A 19,463-nucleotide genomic window follows, 5' to 3' on the forward strand; every position below is an offset into this window, starting at 1 on the left:
GCGCTGGGATCTGGGAAAGGTTCCAGTTGACTCGTGGCAGCCAGCCTCGTGCGACGCGGGACGGCTCGCGTCATTTTGCCCCTGGCGCCTCGTCACCACCCCATCTGGCGCATCCGGGTCTGGATGCGCGACGAGGTGCGGGACTGGTCCTGGGGGCGCCGCGCGAGCGGGGCGGGCAAGACGGCCGCCAGCCGGGCGGCCTGGTCGCGCGAGAGGGCGGCGGCCGACGTGCCGTAGTGGTGGCCGGCAGCCGCCTCGATGCCGAACACGCCGGGGCCCCACTCGGCCACGTCGAGGTAGAGCGACAGAATGCGCTCCTTGGGCAGGATCAGTTCCGCCAGCAGCGTCAGCGGCACCTCGACCGCCTTGCGGACGGGCGAGCGGTGCGTCGTCAGGAAGAGGTTTTTGACGAGCTGCTGCGTGAGCGTAGAGGCGCCGCGCATGGGCGCGCCGGTCCGCTCCGACGCCTCGCGCGCGTTTCGGAGCTCCTCCCAGTCGAAGCCGCCGTGTGTGTAGAACCGCGCGTCCTCGCTGGCGACCACGGCGTGGCGGATGACCGTCGCCTGCCCGGCCTCCCCGACCGGCCGGTACTGCACGTCGAACGGCGCCGCAGCGACCGCGGCCTCGACGGCCCGCTGCACCTGAACGGTCGTCGCGGGCGGGCTCGCCCAGCGGTACGCGACGAGCAGCAGCGTGCACGCGGCGAGATACCCCAGCACGACTGCCAGCCCGAGCCGGACGGCGCCCCACAGGCACCCGCGCTTCTTCTTGGGCTTAGGGGCCATGCTGGGATCGGAGGCGCTCGTGCGTGTGCTCCCCTCGCACGCGGCCCCTCTGCCCGGAGAGGGGCCGCAATCGGGGAGGGCAGCAGCGTACGACCATTCGGTGGTTGCGCGAGGACGCCTCGGAGTGAGGGCCGGGCGCCGCGTCGTCGGTGTCCGACCGGGTAGCCGGCGCCGGCTAGCGGGTGATCTCGAGGATTTCGAGCTCGACGACGCCCGCCGGCACCTTCACCTTGACCACGTCGCCGATCTCCTGGCCGAGCAGCGCCTTGCCGATGGGGCTGGACACCGAGATCTTGTTCTGCTTCAGGTCGGCCTCTTGGGCCGAGACCAGCGTGTAGGTCGCCTCGCGCTTGGCCTTCCGGTTCATCACCCGGACGTGCGACAGAATGCGCGCCTTCGAGGGGTCCACCTCGTCCTCGTTGACGACGCGAGCGTTCGCGATCGTCGTTTCCATCTTGGCGATCCGCGCTTCGAGGTGGCCCTGGGCCTCTTTCGCCGCGTCGTACTCGGCGTTCTCGGAGAGGTCGCCCTGGGCGCGCGCCTCGGCGATCTCCTGGGAGATGTGCTGGCGTTCGACCGTCCGGGCGTGGTGGAGGTCGTCCTTCAGCTTCTGGAGGCCTTCGGCGGTGAGGTAGACGGTCGAGCCCATGTCGGTCGCGGGGGTCAGTGGTGGCCGGTACGGGGAAAAAAACCGCATCCCGACCGAGGGGCCGGGATGCGGAGTGCAGGTCGGAAGATAACGACGGGGGGCTGAAAGCCTACCGTCATACGGCCCGGGGGCCGCTAGCCTCGCACGGCGGAGGAGTCGCGGCGGGCGCTGGCGGGCGCCTTCAGGCCGACGAGCGCCTCGCTCACGATCCGGCGCGACATCCAGTAGTATCGGTTCCAGTACGACGAGTCGTCGAGGTTGGAGATCGTCACGCCCTGGCTGGACGAGGCGTGGACGAAGTCGCCGTCGGAGAGGTACACGCCGACGTGGCGCGTGCCGCGACGCCGGAAAAAGACCAGGTCGCCCGACTGAAGGTCGGCGCGGGACACCTCGACGCCCTCGTAGCGTTGCGAGGCCGTGGTGCGCGGCAGCTCGATGGCCATCGTCTGACGCACGAACTGCTGGACGAACGCCGAGCAGTCGATGCCGCGACGCGTGGTGCCGCCCCAGCGGTAGGGGATCCCGATCCACTCGGGCGCGGCGCCTCGGAGCATGCGGTCGCGGCGGGCCAGGCGGAGCGCGGCCGACTCGGCGCCGAAGGCCCGCATCTCGGGGCGCGACGAGACCGGCGTGACCGGGACCGTGATGGTGTCGGCGGCGGCGCGGCGGGGCGCGGGCTGCGTGCGGGCCGTCGTGCGCTGGGCGCGGGGGACGGGGCGGCGGCGGGGCGCGGCCGTCTCGGAGGCATCCTGAGTGGACACTTGCGGGGCGGTCGGGCGTGCCTGGGACTGGGCCGGGGAGGCGAGGCCAGTCAAAGCGACGGCGGCAGCGAGCGTCGCCGCGCGGCGTAAAGACGAGGGCATAAGCGAGAAAGAGCGGGCGTGGTGGAGGACTGCGAACATAACCCCCGGACGTGGGCGTAGGGAGATTCCTGTGCCCTAGGTCGTGCGAAAGCTGGGTTAGAGACCTGTGAACAGGGGGATTAAGGGGATCGGCGAAACCGACCGCGACGTTAAGCGACACCGCCCCCCCGACGCCCATGCCCCGTTCTCTCTTCGACCGCCTGCTCGCGGCCCTCTCCATCTTCGGCGCGGGCGTCATCGTCGGCATGCTCCACGCGCCGCGGTCCGGCGACGACACCCGGCGTCAGCTGGCGGGCTCCGCGCGCGAGGCCGCCGACGCCGCGCGCACCGCCGCCTCCGACCTCGCCGAGCCCCTCGCCGAGTCCGCCCGCGACCGCGCTCGGACGCTCGCCCAACGCCACGTCCCGCTCTCCGGCGCCCTCGACTTCGACGCCCGCGACATCTTCGACGACCTCGGGAGCGGGCGAGGGTAAGCTGACCCAGCGACTCCGCGTCCCTCCGTTCCACCGACTCTCTTCCGCATCATGCCCTACCCCGAACCGCTCGTCGCCCCCATGCGCGACGAACTCACCCGCTTGGGCGTCCGCGAGCTCCGCACCGCCGCCGACGTCGACGCGCTCTTGGCTGAGGCGCAAGAAGGCACCACGCTCGCCGTCGTCAACTCGGTCTGCGGCTGCGCCGCCGCGAATGCCCGCCCCGCCGTCGCGATGGTGCAGGGCGTCGACCCCCAGCCCGACCGCGTCGTGACCGTCTTTGCGGGCCAGGACATCGAGGCGACCGCCCGCTTGCGCGGCTTCCTGGCCGGCATCCAGCCGTCGAGCCCGTCGATGTTCTTGCTCAAGGACGGCGACCCGGTCTTCGCCATCGAGCGCCGCCACATCGAGGGCCGCTCCGCCAGCGCCATCGCCGCCGACCTCAAGGGTGCCTACGAGACCTTCTGCGGCGACGACGCTGAGACGCCTGACGCTCCGCTGCGCCCGGACACCGCCCAGGCCCCCGCGCCGGGCCTGCCAAGCACCTTCCGCTCGATCCTGTAGATCGACCGCACCGCTCCGACGACTTGACCGCCGTCCGCCCTGCTGGCGGGCGGCGGTTTTTGTTCGACGCGGGTATGAGCGGTCAGGCGCGAGCCTCGCCCCCTCGCCTGCCGGCCGCCCCTCCCGCTTGCGGAAGGGGGACAGGGGGGGTGGTCGACCGGCTGGCGCGAGCCGGGCTGCTGGCGTGCCCGGGGCCGAGCGCCCGCTTGGCTAGCTTGCCGCTCCCCCGCGCCGATGTCCAGTCTCCCCGCCTGCCCGCAGTGCGCCTCGGCGTACGTCTACGAAGACGGCCCGCTCTACGTCTGCCCCGAGTGCGCGCATGAGTGGCCCCAGAACGAGGTCGTCGCCGAGGCCGCCGAAACCGGAGTCGTCCGCGACGCGAACGGCACCCCGCTGGCGGACGGCGACACGGTGACGGTCATCAAAGACCTCAAGGTGCGTGGCTCGTCGTCGGTCGTGAAGGTGGGCACCAAGGTCAAGAACATCCGGCTCGTCGACGGCGACCACGACATCGACTGCCGCGTCCCCGGCGTCGGGTCGATGGGCCTCAAGTCCGAGTTCGTGCGAAAGGTGTGAGCGGAGCCTGGCGGCTCCGGGAACGAGGTGAGAAGTGGAGGAGCGGGCTCGCGAGGAGACCTGCGCCCGCCTCTTCACCCATGCCCCTTGCTCTCTCTCAAAGCATCTCCTCGTCCTCGTAGCACCAGCCCCACGTCTCGCCGGGCTCGATGCTGCGCACGACCGGGTGGCCCGTCGCGTGGTAGTGCGCCGTGGCGTGCTTGCCGGGCGACGAGTCGCAGCAGCCGACGTGGCCGCACTCCATGCAGACCCGGAGGTGCACCCAGCGGTCGCCGTGCGCCAGGCACTCCTCGCAGCCCTGGGCGCTCGGCGTGACGGCGTGGACGTGGTCGCCGTGCGAGCAGTCGGCCTTCGGGTCGGGCCGCAGGGTGACCGGGGTGGCGGTGTCGATCCAGTCGGCGCGCTGCGTGGACATGGGCGGGAGGTCGGGGAGGCCGGGCGTCCCGGCATCGGAGGTGCGGAACAGGTCGGCCGCGTCGATGAACGACTGCGGGGTGCCGCCGAACAGCACCTCGTCGCCGGCTTCGAGCACGAACCCGCCCGTCGGCTCTTTGGTCACCGCGCCGTCGCGAGCGACCTCGATGGCGTGGATCAAGCGCTCATCGAGGTGGAGGTCCGCCAGCGACTGGCCCGCGACGCGAGCGCCGGGCCGGATGGTGACCGTGCGTGTCGAGAAGCAGTCGCCATCGAGCTCGCAGCGGACGGCGGGCGTGTCCATGATCTCGTGGTCGAACGCCTCATACGTGCCGTGGCGCAGCGTCTCCTCGTGGCGCAAGATCTCCTCGGGCGCGACGCGGTAGTGCCGTAGGATGTCGTCGAACAGGCCGATGACGGCCTCCAGTTCGACGGCGATCGCGCGGTCGGCGCCCGCGTGCACCAGTTCCTCGGCGTCGTGCGGCGTCGGGGCCGTCGCGACGATGCGGGCCGTCGGCGCCAGCGCACGAGCGACCGAGACGACGCGGTGCGCCATCTGCGGGTTGTCGTCGGGGATGACGAGCAGCTTGGCGCGGTCGAGCCCGACGGCCTGCAGGATGTGGCGCTTGGCGTAGTCGCCCCGGAGCACGCGCAGGCCCGCCGCCTCCGCCTCGCGCGCGCCGAGCGGCGACAGCGTCACGACGACGAACGGCACGCCGGAGCCGTCGAGCACGTGGACCAGCTTTTTGGCCGCGTCCCCGTAGCCCGCCACGATCGTGTGGTTCTCGAGGTCGGCGAAGTGCTCCGGCTCCACGACCGGCGCCTCTGGCTCGCGCGCGTCCGACATTCCCCGGAGCTTGCTCGCGAGCCGCCCCGCATAAGGCGCCGCGACCGGCGTGAGCGCCATCGACACGACGGTGGCGGCGATAAAGAGCGGGGCGCCCACGTCGTCCATCCCCAGCGGCGCCAGCCCGGCCTCGCGGCCGGAGCGCTCCAGCACGAACGAGAACTCGCCAACTTGCGCCAGCCACAGCCCGGTCGCCGCCGCCGCCGGCATCGCCCGGCCGACCGCTCGGATCGCGATAAACGTCGTCCCGAACTTGAGCAGCGTCACCGACACGAGTGCCAGGAGGACGAGCCCGAGGTTGTCCCACACGAAGCCGAGGTCGAGCAACAGCCCGACGGACACGAAGAACGTCGCCGAGAACAGGATCTGGAGCGGCAGGATCTCGGACAGCGCGTGCTCCGAAAACCGGCTCTGACTCACGACGAGCCCGGCCAGGAACGCGCCGAGCGAGATCGACACGCCCGCCAGCCCGACCGCGTACGCCGTCCCAAAGCAGATCGCGATGATGGTCAGCAGGAACAGCTCCGGCGAGCACGTCTGCGCCACGTGCTCCAGGACCGGCGGCAGCACGCGCCGCGCGACCACGAGCACGAACACGATGATCAGCGCGGCCTTCGTCAGCGCCCACGCCAACTCCGCCCCGGACACGTCCCCGACGCCGAGCGCGGGCACGAGCAGCACCATCAGGATGACGGCGAGGTCCTGGAAGATGAGCAGCCCGACCGCGCCCTGGCCGACCTCGGTGTTCGTCTCGCCCCGGTCGCCGAGCAGCTTCAGCACGATCGCCGTCGACGACAGCGCGACGAGGAAGCCCGTGAACACGGCCGGCCGCCAGCCGACCCCGAACGCGAGGCACAGCCCCGCCACGATCGCCGTCGTGAGCCCGACCTGGATCCCGCCGCCGACGAAGATCAGCCGCTGGATCTTCTGGAGCTTGTCGAGCGAGAACTCGATGCCGATCGTGAACAGCAGCAGCAGCACGCCGACCTCGGCTGCCGCGTCGATCAACTCGGGGTCGGTGACGAGTCCCAGTCCGCTCGGGCCGATCAGCACGCCCGCCAGCAGGAACCCGACGATCGGCACCAGCCCCACGCGCTGGCTGAGGTACGCCACGACCGCCGCCGCCAGCACGATCGCGACGACCTCGACGAGGAACGGGGGGACGGCGCCGGCGGCGAGAACGAAGGGCACGGCAGGGGAGGGGAGGAGGTGGGAACCGACGAGAAGAAGAGGGGGGGGCGGAGATGATGTGCCCCTCATCCTCTCTGCTTGTCCGTTCGCAAGCTCGGGATGCCGCTAGGATTACGGCGGTTCCGCCGACCGTCCATGCATGCGGCCGCCCTGCGCGACGCCGTGCGGTGATTGGCAAGCGACGTGTGGAGAGGGGTGCGCTGGTCGCCGTCCGATATTACACGGTGTGGGTGCGCAAACTCGTGCGATGCCACTGGTTGTGGGTGGGCTCCTCTGCAGTACGTTATGGTGTTCTCTGCTGGTGACCCTTGGCTCCCCCAGCTCCGGCTTCCGATCCTCTCGTCTCGGCTTCCGGTCGGGTGGGGCGGTACCGCGTGCTCGGCGAACTCGGGCGGGGCGGGATGGGCGTCGTCTACCGCGCCGAGGACGAGAGGCTGGGGCGCCAGGTGGCCCTTAAAGTGCTGCCCGCTGATGTCGCCGACGACCCCCGTGCCAAAGATCGCCTGCTCGCTGAGGCCCGGGCCGCCGCCACGCTCGACCACCCCAACGTGTGCACGGTCTACGAGGTGGGCGAGACCGACGAGGGCCAGCCGTTTATCGCCCTGGCGTGCTACGAGGGCGAGACGCTGGCGGACCGGCTGGCGAGAGGCCCGCTCCCGGTGCCCGAGGCCGTCCGCCTGGCGCGCGGGATGGCGGCGGGCGTCGCCGCCGCTCACGCCCGCGACATCGTCCACCGCGACCTCAAGCCCTCGAACGTGTTCCTGTGCGAGGACGGCACGCCCAAGGTCCTCGACTTCGGCATCGCCAAGCGGCCCGACGCGGCGCTCACCCGGACCGGCGAGACGGCGGGCACGCTGGCATACGGGGCCCCGGAGCAGGCGCAGGGCGCCGCCGACGCGCGCTCCGACGTGTGGGCACTTGGCGCCGTCTTGTACGAGATGCTGACCGGCCGCCAGCCCTTCCAGGCGCCCTACGGCGCGGCCGTGCTCTACGCCGTCCTCCACGAGGACCCGCCCCCGCCGAGTACGCTCGCGGATGTGCCGCCCGCGCTCGACGCCGTCGTGGCGCGGTGCCTGGCCAAGGACCCCGACGCCCGGTTCGCGGATGCCGCCGCGCTCGGCCACGCTCTCTCAGATGCCGACGCCGGCGCTTCGACCCTTCACCTCGGCCCGGCCGCGAGCGCCCTCCATCGCTCGCGCGCCGCCCGAGCTGTCGCCGCCGCGGTCCTGGTCGGTCTCGTCGCCGCAGGCGCGTGGGCCATCCGGACCGCGGACGTGACGGAGCTCCCTGCCGCTGTCCACCTCGCCATCTTGCCCCCGAGTACGCTCCCGGACGGCCCCGACGATCGGGCGTTCGCGGAGGGGCTAGCCGAGATGCTCGCGGGCGGCATCGGCGCCCTCGCCCCGCCCGGCCGCGAGGTCTGGGTGGTGCCCGCCTCGGAGGTCCGCGACCTCGATGTGACGAGTGCCCGCCAGGCCGGCGCGGCGCTCGGCGCCAATCTGGCCGTCACGGGTCGCCTGCGCCGCGACGGCGACCGCCTGACGCTGAGCCTGTCGCTCGCGACGGCTGGTGACCGCCCCCGCCTGCTCGGCTCGGGCACGATGACCGTGTCCCGCGCCCAGGAGGGGAGCTTGCGCGCCCTCGCGCTCGGACTTCTGGCAGACCTGCTAGAGTTCCCCGACGGCGACGAGGACCAGGTCGCCGCGCAGACCGCCGACCCCGAGGCCCAGGAGTACTACCTCCGGGGCGTTGGGTACCTCGAACGGGACCGCGACGCCGAAGACCTCGACCGCGCCATCGACTTTTTTGAGCAGGCTATCGACGTGGACCCGGCGTTCGCCGCCGCCCACGCCCGGCTCGCCGAGGCAGCCGTTGAGCGGTACCGGACGACACGTGACTCAACTTGGATCGGGCGAGCCGAGGAGGCCGGGCGAACGGCTGTTGAACTTGACGAGCGCGAGCCACTCAGCCACGTCGCGCTCTCGCGGCTCTACCACGCGACCGGCCGCTACCCGCTGGCAGTCCGCGAGGCGCGACGGGCCCTCGCTCTCGATGAGCGGTCGACGAACGCACTTGTCGCGCTCGCAGGTGCGCTCGAAGCCAGCGGCGACGCGCCCGCCGCCGAAGCGGCCCTTCGGCGCTCGGTGAGCTTCAGACCGGGGCTGTGGTCGGGGCACGCCGAACTGGGAAACCTCTACTGGCGCCTCGGCCGGTACAGCGATGCCGATGCGGCCTTCGGGCGCGTCGTCTCGCTGGCACCGGAGAACTTTCAGGGCCACTACAGCCGCGCCGCCGTCGCTCAGCAGACCGGGAACCTTGGAGCGGCGGTGGTGGCCTACCGTCGGGCGATTGACATCCGCCCGCATTATGGGGCGTATACCAACCTCGCGTCCATCCTTCGGGATGAAGGGCGTCCCCGGGAGGCCGTCGAGATGTACCACCGGGCGCTCGAACTCGACAGCACCGACCATCGCACGTGGGCCAATCTGTCGTCCGCGTACGCCGACATCCCCGGCGCCCGGAACCATCAGGACCGGACACTCCGACGGGCGCTCGTGCAGACGGAGCGGGCGCTGGCGGTCAACCCCAACGACGCAGCGACGCTGGCTGCGTTCGCGGGGTATGCCGTCAACCTCGGCCGGGAAGCCGACGGGCGCCGCTCCGCCACGCGAGCCGCTGACCTCGCCCCAGACGATGTCGATGTGCAGTTTCGAGCGGGCTACGCTCTCGCGGAGCTTGGCGACACCGACGCGGCGCTCGACCTGATCGAGCGCGCCGTCGACGGGGGATATCCGATCGACGCCGTCGCCGCATCCCCCGGCTTCGACGCTCTCCGGCGCACGTCGCGCTACGCCGCACTTGTCGCTCGCTCCGGCGGCACCGATTAGTCCCCCCTTCACCTACCTCTCCTTAACAACCATGGCAGACTCGAAATACCAGTACGATCCCGGTCCTGAGCCCCCTGGGTATGGGGATACCCCTGGTCGATTCCAGTACGCTCGCATCTCGAAAGTTAATAACTTATACGAGATCCACGCCCACAAGCTGAGCGAGAAGCCGACCCAGACGAATGAACGTCTCAGCGTGGATCCTGGGGATACGGTGTATCTCACACTTGATTTGGCCCCAGAAGATGGTGAGATCGCTGAACTTACGGTGCAGGCGGGCGCCTTCGACCTTCTTCCGGAGCCAGACGAGAATGGGCGGTACGCCCTCAAAACGACACTGCATGCGTCCCGAGACGGGAAGTACCCGTCCAAGCACGAGTTTCAGGTCTTCCTGACGACGACCAATGGAACGACCTACTCTGTCCGGGGGCCAGCCAACCCTGCGCAGATCTACAGAGATGGCTCGTGTGTCGACGAGAGTGTCCTTGCCGCTTCCTGGAAGGGCGACCCGCCCGGTAGCGTCGTTTTCCCTCCGTGACGAATCTGGGAGTGTGGTAGGAGGCAGGGTGGAGTCACCCGTGCCCATCACCGGATCTCTTTGTCCCTGATTCCGCGGCCCGGCCCCGCTGGCGATGGCCGCCAGCGGGGCCGTCGGCTACGTCCGCTCCACCAAGCCGAGCCGCTCCCTCAGCTGGGGCTGACCCTTCGTCGCGCCCCCGGCGATCCCGATAAAGCGGCCAAGCCAGGCCTGGAGCGCCGCCAGCGGGTGTAATCCAGCTACTCTGACACGCTCGCCAGCAGGGCGCGCAGGGCGGCGATCTCGTCGGCGTTGACGGCGTGCCCCATCCCAGGGTAGATCCGCGCGTCGACCTCGGCGCCGAGCCCCGCCAGCACGGCCGCCGTCCGCTCGACGCGGGCGAGGGGGATGTGCGGGTCGACGTCGGAGCAGCCGATGACGACGGGCGTGCCGGCGAGGGACGTGTCGTAGTCGAACGCCTTGTCGAGGTAGCGGCCGCCGGCGCCGAGCAGCGTCGGCGCGTCGTCGGGACCGGGGCCCGTCCCGAGCAGGCCGCCCGACAGGACGACCACGCCGCCCCAGCGCCCGCCGGTCCGGGCGGCCGTCTCGGCGGCCAGGCAGGCGCCCTGGCTGAAGCCCGCCAGCACGATGTGGCCGCGGTCGATCCCGGCCGCCTCGGCCGTGGCGACGGCGCGGAGCACGGCGGCGATGCCGCTGCTGAGCCCGGGCTCGTTCGCCGCCAACGGCGCCAGGAAGCTTTGCGGGTACCACGCGTGGGCGGCCGCTTGCGGGGCGAGGTACGCCAGCGTGTCGGGCAGCTCGGCGGTCAGCCCCAGGATGCCGCGCGCGGAGTCACCCCGACCGTGGACGAGGACGACGGCGGCGGGCGCCTCGGCGAGCAGGGCGCCGGCGGCGACGAGGGGCTGGCGGTCGTGGGGGCCGGTCATGGAAGGCGGGCGATCGGGAAGGCCGCGGCGCGACGGTCCCACGCGAGCACGAGCGCCGAGCCGTCATCGGCGAAGGACCACGTGAGCCCCTCGACGGTCGCGTCGAGGGCGTGGGGGGCGACGGAGACGGTGGCGAGGTCGAGCGCCGGGTCGTACTCGTCTGCGAGGTGCGCCCCGAGACTGGCGTTGACGTGCAACGTCCACGCGTCGGGGCCGGGGGTGACGAATAGGCTGTAGGCGCCCGGCAGCACCTCGACGCCGCCGACCGCGAGCGGGACCGTCATGACCAGCTCTGTCGCGCGGTGGGCGCCGGCGGCCCAGACCGTCCCGTCGGCCACGAGCCCGCCCCAGACGGTGCGGCCCCGGACGTACGGCCGGCCGTAGACGACCGACGCGTAGCCGCCGTCGCCATAGCGGAGCCCGGCGCGCCCGACTGCGCTCCCCGGTGGCGGGGCGGCCTCGTCGAGGCGCAGGCCGGTGACGACGAACGTCTCGGCGACGGCCTGCGCCTCGCCCGGAGCGGGCGCGGGGTGCGCGTGCTGAGCGGTGGCGGCGCACGTCGTCAGGAGCGCGAGCGCGAGCGCGAGCGAGCGGAGCATCGAGTTCGGGGGCGGCGTGGACGAACGGGGGCCGGAGCCGTACCCGTGTCGGACGGTCTCCGTTCTCGCGCGTCACCAAGCGAGACGGGGCCGCCCGCGAAGGCGACCCCGTGCCGTGGGTCCCGCTGGCGGCCCGTCTCGTAGCCGCCAGCGGGGAGGGGCGGGGCCGGGTGGCTCGTCCGGCTGGTCGCCCCTGTCTAGCCGAGCCAGTAGCTCAGCTTGAGGACGAAGACATTTGTGACGGGGTCGGTGAAGAGCCCCGACACGTCGCGGTCGAACTCGAAGCCGCCGTCGTTCGAGAACCCGCTCCGCTGCTGCTGCCAGACCAGGAAGAGCGCCGAGCCGGGCCGGTACTCCCAGCGCAGGACGGCATTCCCCTGGAGCGAGCGGACGGTAAAGTTGGGGTTGCCGAACTCCGTGGTCCCGCCGTCGGGGCCGGTCACGCGGTAGCGCTCGGGCTGATCTGTCGCCGGGTCGGCCCCGTCGGCGAAGAGCGGCTCGATGGTGCCGATATCGGCGCCGAAGCGCGGGAAGTCGAGCTGGCGGGCCTCCGTCATCTGGCTGAAGTTGGAGTACCGGCCGCGCGAGACGAACGGGCGGGCGTAGACCTGGAGCGAGAGCTGGGGCGTGAACGTCCAGTCGACACGCGTGTCGAGCGAGACGGTCGTCTGGTCGATCTCCCCGAACACGTAGCGGCGGCCGAAGGTGGCGTCCAGGCCCGGCGCGTCGTCGCTGGTGATGTACTGGCGCGGGTTGCCGGACAGGAACAGCTCGGGCCCGATGCGGACGGTCACCGACGAGCTGGGCCGGATCTCGGCGCCGACCTCGACACCGTTGAAGCGGCCGCCGAGGTCGTCGCGGTTGAGGCCGGTCCAGGCAAAGGCCGAGACCGGCTTGCGGTCGTCGGTCCAGCCGTTGACGTTGAGGCCGTAGCCGCCAGGCGAGGCCGCGATCGGCCCGCCGCGCGTCAGCCGGTCGTTGGTGCTCGCGGCGTAGACCTCGCCGTTCGCGCCGAAGCCCCAGAAGTTCTTGAGCCGGCCGTTGACGTTGCCGCCCGTGAACAGCGCCGAGCGGTCGCCGTCGAAGTTGAGGCGCGTGCCGCCGAAGAGGTTGGCGCTCCAGCGCTGGAACGGGCCCTGCTCCTGGTTCTGCTGGTAGACGATCACGCTCCCGATGCCGACCTCGTCGGCGCGGCTCTGGAAACCGAGCTGGTTGGCGTCGAAGCCCGGCGAGGTAAACTCGGCGTGGAGGGATCCTACCCAGTGTTCGCCGCCCGACTTGAGGACGTTCATCTCGCCGGTGAGCCCGGAGATCGAGGTCCGCGTCGGGTCGTAGTCGAGGTGGTCGGCGTCGGGGCGCTGGAACAAGCGCGGGAACGAGCGCTGGACGCGGTCGATGGACGAGGCGCTGCCCGTGACGTGGCTCCCCGCCAACTGGCCGTTGATGATCCAGTCGTCGTTGAGGGCGTGCTCGACGTCGAACCCGAGAACCGTCCCCTGGCCGGGCAAGGCGCTCTCGATGGCCGGGTCGGCGGTGCTTCGGATGACGGACGTGCCGAGCAGCCCGATGATCGTCTTGCCAAGCGTGGCCTTGGCGCGAGCGGCGGCGAAGTTGGTCGTCGGCTCCACGAGCGCGCGGTCGTCGGCCACGACCGCGCCGTCGCCGTCGATGCCCATAAAGCGCCCGTACTCCGGCCCCGTCACGGCGTCGAGCACGCCGACGGAGAACCCGCCGATGCGGCCGGACAGCTTGGCCGCGCCCAGAATCGTCGACTGCTGGGGCGAGTCGGTGTAGACGGTCCCGTTCTCACCCACGGCGTCGTGGGCCTCGTCGGGCACGAAGTTCGAGCGCTGCGGATTGCGGCCGATGCGCCGCGTGTAGAGCAGGCTCGGCCGGTTCATCCCGAAAAAGCGCCGGGGCTGCATGCTGAACACGTCGGTGCCCTCGACGAAGAACGGGCGTCGCTCCTGGTTGAAGAGCTCGAACCCGCCCAGGTTGACGCGCGACGGGTCGCCCTCGACCTGCCCGAAGTCCGGGTTGACGGTCGCCGTCAGCGTCAAGTCGGAGGTCAGGCCGTACTTGAGGTCGAGCCCGACGCGCGGGTCGAGGTCGTTGTCGGCGAAGAAGGGGTCGAGGTCGTCGCCGGGCGCGCGCGTCAGCGACGAGGCCACGTAGGGCATGATCTCGAGCTGGCGTGGCGGGCGCAGGTCGCGCAAGCCGGACAAGGTGCCGAACTGGGAGACCATGCCGTTCTCGTCGGGGCTCATCGGGCTCCAGAAGGCCTCCTCGCCGGTTCGGTGGTGCGTGCGGCCGAACTGCAGGCCCCACTCCTGGGTGCCCTGGCCGGCGGCGTAGCGGAGCTGGCTGAGGGGGATTCGGAACTCGGCGGTCCAGCCGGTCTCGTCCTGGCTGGCGGCGCCGGCCCAGACGGCGTCCCACGAGTCGTCCTCGTTGACGTCGTCGTAGAGGAGGAAGTCGCGCTGGACGCCGGCCGGGTTGAGCGCGAACACGAAGGCCGTCCGGCCGTCGTGGTACGAATCGAGGGCGACCATGGCCCAGTCGCCGGTCAGGTTGGCGTCGCGGCGGCCGAGCGGGGCGCCGATGCCGTCGGGCCGCGACTCGTGCATCCGCATCCCGATGTAGACGGCCGTCCCGTCGTAAAGGACGCGGGCCTCGGTCCGCTCACTTGCGGCGTCGCCGGGGGACGGGCGGAACTGGACGAAGCCGCTCGCGACGGGGGCGTCGGCCCAGGCGGCCTCGTCGAGCCGTCCGTCGAGGTCGACGTCGGCGGAGAGGGGGGAGGCCACCAGGCCGCGCGGGCCGGAGGCACTCGCCGAGTCGGAGGAGCCGTCGGGCGAGGTCGGCTGGGCGAGGGCGGGGGCCGCGAGCAGGGCGGCAGCGAAGAGGAGGGTAGAGAGACGCATGGCGGGCAGGGAGGGGGCTCCTTCCTGACGGGGGAGCCGGGCGAATGTTACTCGGGCTGCTAAAAAAATCGCAGGTGCATGAGATTGTGCCCCAACGACATAGGTGCAGGTGTGTGTGCGCCGCGCGAGTGCGGGCGTCCCGGGCGCACCGCGTGGGGCGCCGGAGGTGGGCGGCGGCCTGGTGCGTTCGGTGCGCCGCCTAGAAAGGGCTGGGTCCGTCGAGCGACCCGACGGGCGTCTTAGAGGCCGCGCCTCAAGTGCACAGGCCCGTTCTGGGCCCGCAGGAGGAGGGCGGGGCCGCCAGCGCCGAGCGTGGTGTCGACGGAGTCGCCGGTCCACTGCCCGCGTTTTCGGTTGCGCTCCGGGAGGCTGAACCCGGAGGTCCGGATGCGTCCCTGGTGGGTCTCTGCCGAGAGCCGGGCGGAGTAGTCGTCCGGGAAGGCGAGGCGGATGGGGCCGTTCGTGGCCGTCACGTCCAAGCCCTGCCCGGTCCAACGGTCCCCCTCCAGGTTTACGTCGACGGGACCGTTGGTGGCCCTCACCACCACGTCGCCCCCGACGCCCGCGAGCCGGACCGGCCCGTTCGTGGCCGTCGCCCGGATCCGCCCGGACAAGCCGTGGACGTCCAGCGGCCCGTTGAGCACGGCGACCTCCAGGTCGGTCCCGGCCGGCGCGAACACTTGGTAGCTCACCGACACCCAGCGGTCGCGCTCGTGCTCGGTCCGGGACGCGGAGTCGCGGACACGTCCGCCGTCGATCGTGATCCGCGTTTCGTCGACGAGCCGGTCGGCCTCGGTCTGGGTCGGCGCCGCCGCCAGCACGCGGCTGCGCACCAGGACGTCGGTCCGGTCCCACCGCGAGACGGAGACGCTGCCATTGGTGGCCGCGAGGTCGAGCCCCTCGGCCTGGGTCACCTGCTCGCGGACTTCGCACGCGATCTCCCGGTCGTCGTCTGTCCAGCCCCAGGGCGCGTCGCACCAGTCGTCCGTCGGAGCGGAGGGGACGAGGGGGGAGGGCGTCGCCGTGCGCGAGGGCGCGGTGCCGAGGGAGACGAGCGAGGCGAGGACGAGGGGACGCAGGAGAAGGTGGGTCATGGTTCTAATTTTTTAACATCTGTGATGTGAGGCTCTCCCACTGAAACCGAGGGAGGTCCGTCGTCGACGCGGCTAGACCGAGTCCGGGCAGCGCTCGCGGACGACGTGAACAGTTGGCGCTGCCGGAGCCGCGACGCGGACGGTCGGGGCCACGCGCGTCATCACGCGGAAGGACGGCGGGGTACTCGGGCCGGCCTGGGCCTGGGGAGACGACCGGGGGCGGGGGAGCTGCTTGGCTTCGATCCGGTCACGGCGGGCGTCGCGGCGGTCCTGCTCGGCCTCACGAGCGGCCTCGCGGCGCTCGCGCTCGGCGTCGCGGAGGTCCTCGTGGGCTTCCTTCTGCGCCTCGCGGATGTCCTCCATGGATTCCCGGATGTCCTCTCGGGCCTCCTCCATCGCCTCCCGCTGAATCTCCTCCCAGTCGACGGACGTGAGGGCCTGGCGCTGGGCGGCGCGGATCTCCTTCCAGTCGATCTCGTCGAGGGCGCGCTGGGCTTCACGGAGCCCCAACTCCTGCGCGCGGTGGACCTCTTGCCAATCGACCTCGGCGAGGGCGCGCTGGGCGGCGCGCATGCCCTCACGCTGAGCCTCCCGAACGGCCTCCCAGTCGACCTCGTCCATCGCGCGGCGCGCGGCGCGCATGCCCTCAGCCTGGGCGATCTCGACCTCCGCCCAGTCGACCTCGTCGAGGGCACGGTGGGCGTCGTCGAGCGCCTTGCGGCGGATCTGGTAGACCTCATTGTCGGACATCTCAACGCGAGCGCGGTCGAGGTCGCGGCGGGCGCGGTCGATCTCGCGACGGGCGCCCTCGAGGTCCGGGCGGTAGCGGACGCGGACGGAATCGGTGTCGGCGCGGACGGGGGCCGGAGCAAAGGCCGGGAGCGCTGGGTCGGCGACTGGGGCGACCTCGGCGAAGGCGACGGTCTCGACCATCGGCGCGGTGTCGAGGGCACGCGCGACGGGCTGGATGGCCGCGAGCGGCACCAGCACGAGGGTGGCGAGGGCGACCGTCCCGACCCCACCAAGTCGGCCGAGCGCGCCCCGTTGGCGGTCGGCGTCCAAGATCGAGACGATGCGGCCTTCGAGCGGGCCGCGCCGCGCCATCGGGGCGACGGCGGCGAGCGCGTGGGACTCGCGCCGGAGCCCCCGGGCGACGGTCACCAGGTGCGCGGCGTAGTCGGACGGGCGGGCGCCGCCGGCGAGCACGGCGTCGTCGCAGGCCTGCTCTCGCGCGACCAGGAAGTGGCGGTAGCCCCACCATGCGAGCGGGTTCAGCCAGTGGAGCGTGAGGGCGGCCTGCGCCAGCGCCTGCGTCCAGGCGTCGCGGCGGCGGAGGTGGGCCATCTCGTGGAGCAGGACGGCCTCGCGGCGGTCCTCGTCCCAGTCGTCGGCGGACGCCGGGAGAACGACGGCCGGCGCGCTGTAGCCCCACGCGATCGGCACGTCGAGCGCGTCGGTGCGAAGCAGGCGGACCGGGCCCTCGATGCCGGACAGCCGGCGCGCACGCTCAGCGAGCACGCCCCAGTCGGCGTCGGTCTCGGGCCGGGCGTTGCGGACGATCCGACGGGCGGCCAGGAATGCGGCCAGCCAACCAAGGCCGACGACGAGCACGCCGAGCAGCCAGACGGCTCCGGCCCAGAACCCGGCGCGGCGGCCGGCGAGCGTCACCGGCGGGGCGGGTCGCTCCAGGGCGAACGCGAACGCCGACGCGCCCTCGCCGAAGGACTCCATCTCGGCCTCGAAGGCGCCCATCTCGTGTTCGAAGGCGGCAATCTCATGTTCGAACGCGGCCATCTCCGCCTCGACCTCGCCCTCGAAGGCGGCGACCTCGGCGTCGAACCGCGCGTCCGCTCCGTCGAACGCCGGCACCGGGGCGGGGGCGACCGGCGGGGCCGGCGGAACGGGGGGCACGGGCGCGAGCGGCGCCAGCGGGGCGACGGCGACGTGCGGCGCGAACTCGACCACTTCGTGCTCGGCAGGCAGCACGCCCAGCGTCCAGTCCGGCCCGACGGCCTCCAGCACGGGCAGCAACAGCAAGGCTCCGAAGGCCGCCGCCCAGACGCCGTGCCGGGCGCTGGCGGGGGCCCGACGCAGCAGGCGAGCGGCGAGCGAGGCGACCAGGAGGACCAGCAGGCCCTTCAAGGCGATCGTCAGCAGGAGAGAGGTCATCGTCCTTGGGAGCGTGCGCTCCGGATGAGGGTGTCGAGACGGTCGAGGTCGGCCTCGGAGAGGTCCTCCGAGGCCTCATCGAGCAGGGCGGCGACGGCGCGCTCCGGAGCGCCGTCGAAGAACGTCGTCATCAGATGACGCAGGGCCGAACGGCCGGCCGCGTCGCGGGTCTGCATCGGGAGGTAGACGTAGCGGGGCCCGTCCTGCTCGTGGCGCACGTGGCCCTTCTCCTCCAGGATGCGGAGGTGAGTGCGAACGGCGGAGTCGCTGGGTGGGTCGGCAAGCGCCTCGCGGACGTCGGCCGCCGACGCACGGCCGAGACGGTGGAGAACATCGAGCACTTGGCGCTCGCGGCGGGAGAGGGCGGGGACAGACATTGGCGTGTGCTAAAAAGTTAGCGGAGTGTAGGGCGCCTGTCGCGTCAAGTCAAGTGAACTGCCAATTTTTTAACAGACCCACACTCCCGGACAACTCTGAGCGCTCTTCGGATGCAGCGCCGGAAGGTTGCATCGGCTGGCGAGCTGGCGCGCGTGGACCTGCGGGCGGGAGCGGGGCCGGCGCCTCCATCGGGCGGCCGTCCACAGGAGAGCGAGGCGCGGCTCACACCGCCGTAGCTTCGGCCCGCAGACGGACGCGCCCGTCGCTCGCGTTCACCGACCCCGCTTCGACCATGGCCTTGCCCGCACAGACCTCCCTCCTCCGCAAGCTGCTCCTCGGCGTCGCCCTGCTGGGCATCGTCGTGGTCACCCACCTCGCCCTCCAGAAGGCCAACGGGTTCGCCGCCGGCTGCACCGGGCTCGGCGGCGTCGACTTCTCGGCCGGCGCCGCGACGACGGGCGAGGGCTCGGGCTGCGCGACCGTCACCGAGGGCGAGTACGCCGACTTTCTGGGCATCCCGAACGTGACGCTGGGGCTGCTCTTCTACGTCCTGATCGCCGGGCTCCGGCTGGCCTACGTCGCAGTGCGCGACGACCGGCTCCGGCTGGCGTCGTTCGGCGTCGTCGGCGTGGGCGCTGCGTACACGACGTACCTCGTCTACCTCCAGGCCGCCGTCATCGGCTCGTTCTGCGCGCTGTGCATGACCTCGGCCGCCCTCGTCCTGACCCTCCTCGTCCTCCACGTGCTCGAACACCGCCGCATGCCCTCCGACGCCCCCTCGCCCGACGACGCCCCGCGCCGCCGCCGCGCCGCCCAGCCGACCGGCCTCGCCCTGTTCCGCCCGTACCTCCCCGTACTGGGCGGGTTCGTGGTCCTGTTGCTGGGTGTCTTCGCCCTCGCCGCCCGCACCGCGCCGGACGACGGCCCCGGCTCCCCGCTCGCGACGGCCTCCGGCGACGTGCCGACGGTCCCGACGCCTCGCATTCAGGACGTCACCGGCGAGTGCACCTACGACCCGGAGTACGAGCCGATCGCGGACCTGTCCGCGTTCACCACGGGCCCCTACCTCGGCAGCGCCGACGCGCCGGTCACCATTGTCAAGGTGTTCGACCCGAACTGCCCGCACTGCCGCGCGCTGTCGGAGACGCTCGACGGCGTGATCGCGGAGAACGGCGAGCGCGCCAAGTTCTACTACGTGCCGTACCCACTGCGCCAGCAGTCGCTCGGCCAGGTCGTCGCGCTCAAGATGGCCCAGCAGCAGGGCAAGTTCTTCGACCTCATGCACGAGATGTTCGAGCGCCAGAACGCGACGTGGGGCATGACGTTGCCCGAGCTGGTGTCCACGGTCAACGCGGTCGGGATGGACGGTGCGGCGTTCGAGGCCACGCTCAACGACGACGCACAGCTCCAGGTCTACCTTGCCGACATCCAGGCCCAGGCGGATGCCGTGACCGGCGCCTTCGCTCGGGAGGACGGCGGCATCTCCGTTCCCAAGCTGGCCGTCAACGGCCGCGTCGTCGAGTCGACGTTCGCGTCGTACAGCGAGCGCTGCCTCGGCCAGTTTATCGCCGAGGCCGAGTAGCCC

Annotated in this window: 16 protein-coding genes; 6 read left to right on the forward strand and 10 right to left on the reverse strand. The window is 71.8% G+C overall.

Features of this window, described 5'->3' with window-relative positions; all coding sequences use genetic code 11:
* Positions 1-92: 92 nt before the first annotated feature.
* From mtgA to ACLII4_RS07295, 3 genes are all read right to left on the reverse strand, one after another.
* On the reverse strand, positions 93-785 hold the full coding sequence (gene mtgA, locus ACLII4_RS07285) for a monofunctional biosynthetic peptidoglycan transglycosylase (protein WP_412070239.1): 693 nt from the start codon (positions 783-785) through the stop codon (positions 93-95).
* Positions 786-960: 175 nt separating this feature from the next.
* On the reverse strand, positions 961-1,434 hold the full coding sequence (gene greA, locus ACLII4_RS07290) for a transcription elongation factor GreA (protein ID WP_412070557.1): 474 nt from the start codon (positions 1,432-1,434) through the stop codon (positions 961-963).
* A 134-nt stretch (positions 1,435-1,568) separates the two neighbouring features.
* A complete protein-coding gene (locus ACLII4_RS07295) occupies positions 1,569-2,297 on the reverse strand; it encodes a C40 family peptidase (protein WP_412070240.1) in 729 nt (242 codons plus the stop codon).
* A gap of 176 nt (positions 2,298-2,473) precedes the next feature.
* Between ACLII4_RS07295 and ACLII4_RS07300 the strand changes: the two genes are divergently transcribed.
* From ACLII4_RS07300 to ACLII4_RS07310, 3 genes are all read left to right on the forward strand, one after another.
* Positions 2,474-2,770 carry a hypothetical protein gene (locus tag ACLII4_RS07300; protein WP_412070241.1) on the forward strand — a complete coding sequence of 99 codons (297 nt, stop codon included), beginning with the start codon at positions 2,474-2,476 and terminating at the stop codon, positions 2,768-2,770.
* Positions 2,771-2,821: 51 nt separating this feature from the next.
* Positions 2,822-3,334, forward strand: coding sequence for a BrxA/BrxB family bacilliredoxin (locus tag ACLII4_RS07305; RefSeq protein WP_412070242.1), 513 nt, complete (start codon positions 2,822-2,824; stop codon positions 3,332-3,334).
* Between the two features lie 234 nt (positions 3,335-3,568).
* Complete coding sequence (locus ACLII4_RS07310) at positions 3,569-3,910, forward strand: zinc ribbon domain-containing protein YjdM (RefSeq protein WP_412070243.1); 342 nt, start codon at positions 3,569-3,571, stop codon at positions 3,908-3,910.
* A 97-nt stretch (positions 3,911-4,007) separates the two neighbouring features.
* Here ACLII4_RS07310 and ACLII4_RS07315 read toward each other — a convergent pair whose 3' ends face one another.
* Positions 4,008-6,362 carry a cation:proton antiporter gene (locus tag ACLII4_RS07315; protein WP_412070244.1) on the reverse strand — a complete coding sequence of 785 codons (2,355 nt, stop codon included), beginning with the start codon at positions 6,360-6,362 and terminating at the stop codon, positions 4,008-4,010.
* Between the two features lie 374 nt (positions 6,363-6,736).
* On the opposite strand from ACLII4_RS07315, the gene ACLII4_RS07320 reads away from it, so the two are divergent.
* Together ACLII4_RS07320 and ACLII4_RS07325 are read left to right on the forward strand one after the other, a co-directional pair.
* The gene (locus tag ACLII4_RS07320) at positions 6,737-9,250 is read left to right on the forward strand and encodes a protein kinase domain-containing protein (protein WP_412070245.1); all 2,514 of its coding nucleotides are present in this window, start codon (positions 6,737-6,739) and stop codon (positions 9,248-9,250) included.
* Positions 9,251-9,281: 31 nt separating this feature from the next.
* On the forward strand, positions 9,282-9,788 hold the full coding sequence (locus ACLII4_RS07325) for a hypothetical protein (RefSeq protein WP_412070246.1): 507 nt from the start codon (positions 9,282-9,284) through the stop codon (positions 9,786-9,788).
* A 239-nt stretch (positions 9,789-10,027) separates the two neighbouring features.
* Here ACLII4_RS07325 and ACLII4_RS07330 read toward each other — a convergent pair whose 3' ends face one another.
* From ACLII4_RS07330 to ACLII4_RS07355, 6 genes are all read right to left on the reverse strand, one after another.
* Positions 10,028-10,714 (reverse strand): alpha/beta hydrolase, encoded by a 687-nt coding sequence (locus tag ACLII4_RS07330; protein ID WP_412070247.1) that lies wholly within the window; start codon positions 10,712-10,714, stop codon positions 10,028-10,030.
* Positions 10,711-11,313: a DUF2911 domain-containing protein gene (locus ACLII4_RS07335; protein ID WP_412070248.1), complete on the reverse strand. Its 603-nt coding sequence runs from the start codon at positions 11,311-11,313 to the stop codon at positions 10,711-10,713. Before ACLII4_RS07335 ends, ACLII4_RS07330 begins: the two co-directional genes overlap by 4 nt.
* Positions 11,314-11,510: 197 nt before the next feature.
* Complete coding sequence (locus ACLII4_RS07340; RefSeq protein WP_412070249.1) at positions 11,511-14,237, reverse strand: DUF5916 domain-containing protein; 2,727 nt, start codon at positions 14,235-14,237, stop codon at positions 11,511-11,513.
* Between the two features lie 239 nt (positions 14,238-14,476).
* Positions 14,477-15,331 carry a hypothetical protein gene (locus tag ACLII4_RS07345; protein ID WP_412070250.1) on the reverse strand — a complete coding sequence of 285 codons (855 nt, stop codon included), beginning with the start codon at positions 15,329-15,331 and terminating at the stop codon, positions 14,477-14,479.
* Positions 15,332-15,403: 72 nt separating this feature from the next.
* Positions 15,404-17,500, reverse strand: coding sequence for a M56 family metallopeptidase (locus tag ACLII4_RS07350; RefSeq protein ID WP_412070251.1), 2,097 nt, complete (start codon positions 17,498-17,500; stop codon positions 15,404-15,406).
* The gene (locus ACLII4_RS07355; protein WP_412070252.1) at positions 17,497-17,877 is read right to left on the reverse strand and encodes a BlaI/MecI/CopY family transcriptional regulator; all 381 of its coding nucleotides are present in this window, start codon (positions 17,875-17,877) and stop codon (positions 17,497-17,499) included. The genes ACLII4_RS07350 and ACLII4_RS07355 overlap by 4 nt, the downstream gene beginning before the upstream one ends.
* A 293-nt stretch (positions 17,878-18,170) precedes the next feature.
* On the opposite strand from ACLII4_RS07355, the gene ACLII4_RS07360 reads away from it, so the two are divergent.
* Positions 18,171-19,460: a vitamin K epoxide reductase family protein gene (locus tag ACLII4_RS07360; RefSeq protein WP_412070253.1), complete on the forward strand. Its 1,290-nt coding sequence runs from the start codon at positions 18,171-18,173 to the stop codon at positions 19,458-19,460.
* Positions 19,461-19,463 lie beyond the last annotated feature (3 nt).

This window comes from Rubrivirga aquatilis (genome assembly GCF_046845665.1).
Taxonomy (GTDB): Bacteria; Bacteroidota; Rhodothermia; order Rhodothermales; family Rubricoccaceae; genus Rubrivirga.

Coding starts and splice junctions, on each gene's coding strand:
- mtgA (WP_412070239.1), bottom strand. CDS start 785: ATGGCCCCTAAGCCCAAGAAGAAGCGCGGGTGCCTGTGGGGCGCCGTC.
- greA (WP_412070557.1), bottom strand. CDS start 1,434: ATGGGCTCGACCGTCTACCTCACCGCCGAAGGCCTCCAGAAGCTGAAG.
- ACLII4_RS07295 (WP_412070240.1), bottom strand. CDS start 2,297: ATGCCCTCGTCTTTACGCCGCGCGGCGACGCTCGCTGCCGCCGTCGCT.
- ACLII4_RS07300 (WP_412070241.1), top strand. CDS start 2,474: ATGCCCCGTTCTCTCTTCGACCGCCTGCTCGCGGCCCTCTCCATCTTC.
- ACLII4_RS07305 (WP_412070242.1), top strand. CDS start 2,822: ATGCCCTACCCCGAACCGCTCGTCGCCCCCATGCGCGACGAACTCACC.
- ACLII4_RS07310 (WP_412070243.1), top strand. CDS start 3,569: ATGTCCAGTCTCCCCGCCTGCCCGCAGTGCGCCTCGGCGTACGTCTAC.
- ACLII4_RS07325 (WP_412070246.1), top strand. CDS start 9,282: ATGGCAGACTCGAAATACCAGTACGATCCCGGTCCTGAGCCCCCTGGG.
- ACLII4_RS07330 (WP_412070247.1), bottom strand. CDS start 10,714: ATGACCGGCCCCCACGACCGCCAGCCCCTCGTCGCCGCCGGCGCCCTG.
- ACLII4_RS07335 (WP_412070248.1), bottom strand. CDS start 11,313: ATGCTCCGCTCGCTCGCGCTCGCGCTCGCGCTCCTGACGACGTGCGCC.
- ACLII4_RS07340 (WP_412070249.1), bottom strand. CDS start 14,237: ATGCGTCTCTCTACCCTCCTCTTCGCTGCCGCCCTGCTCGCGGCCCCC.
- ACLII4_RS07345 (WP_412070250.1), bottom strand. CDS start 15,331: ATGACCCACCTTCTCCTGCGTCCCCTCGTCCTCGCCTCGCTCGTCTCC.
- ACLII4_RS07350 (WP_412070251.1), bottom strand. CDS start 17,500: ATGACCTCTCTCCTGCTGACGATCGCCTTGAAGGGCCTGCTGGTCCTC.
- ACLII4_RS07355 (WP_412070252.1), bottom strand. CDS start 17,877: ATGTCTGTCCCCGCCCTCTCCCGCCGCGAGCGCCAAGTGCTCGATGTT.
- ACLII4_RS07360 (WP_412070253.1), top strand. CDS start 18,171: ATGGCCTTGCCCGCACAGACCTCCCTCCTCCGCAAGCTGCTCCTCGGC.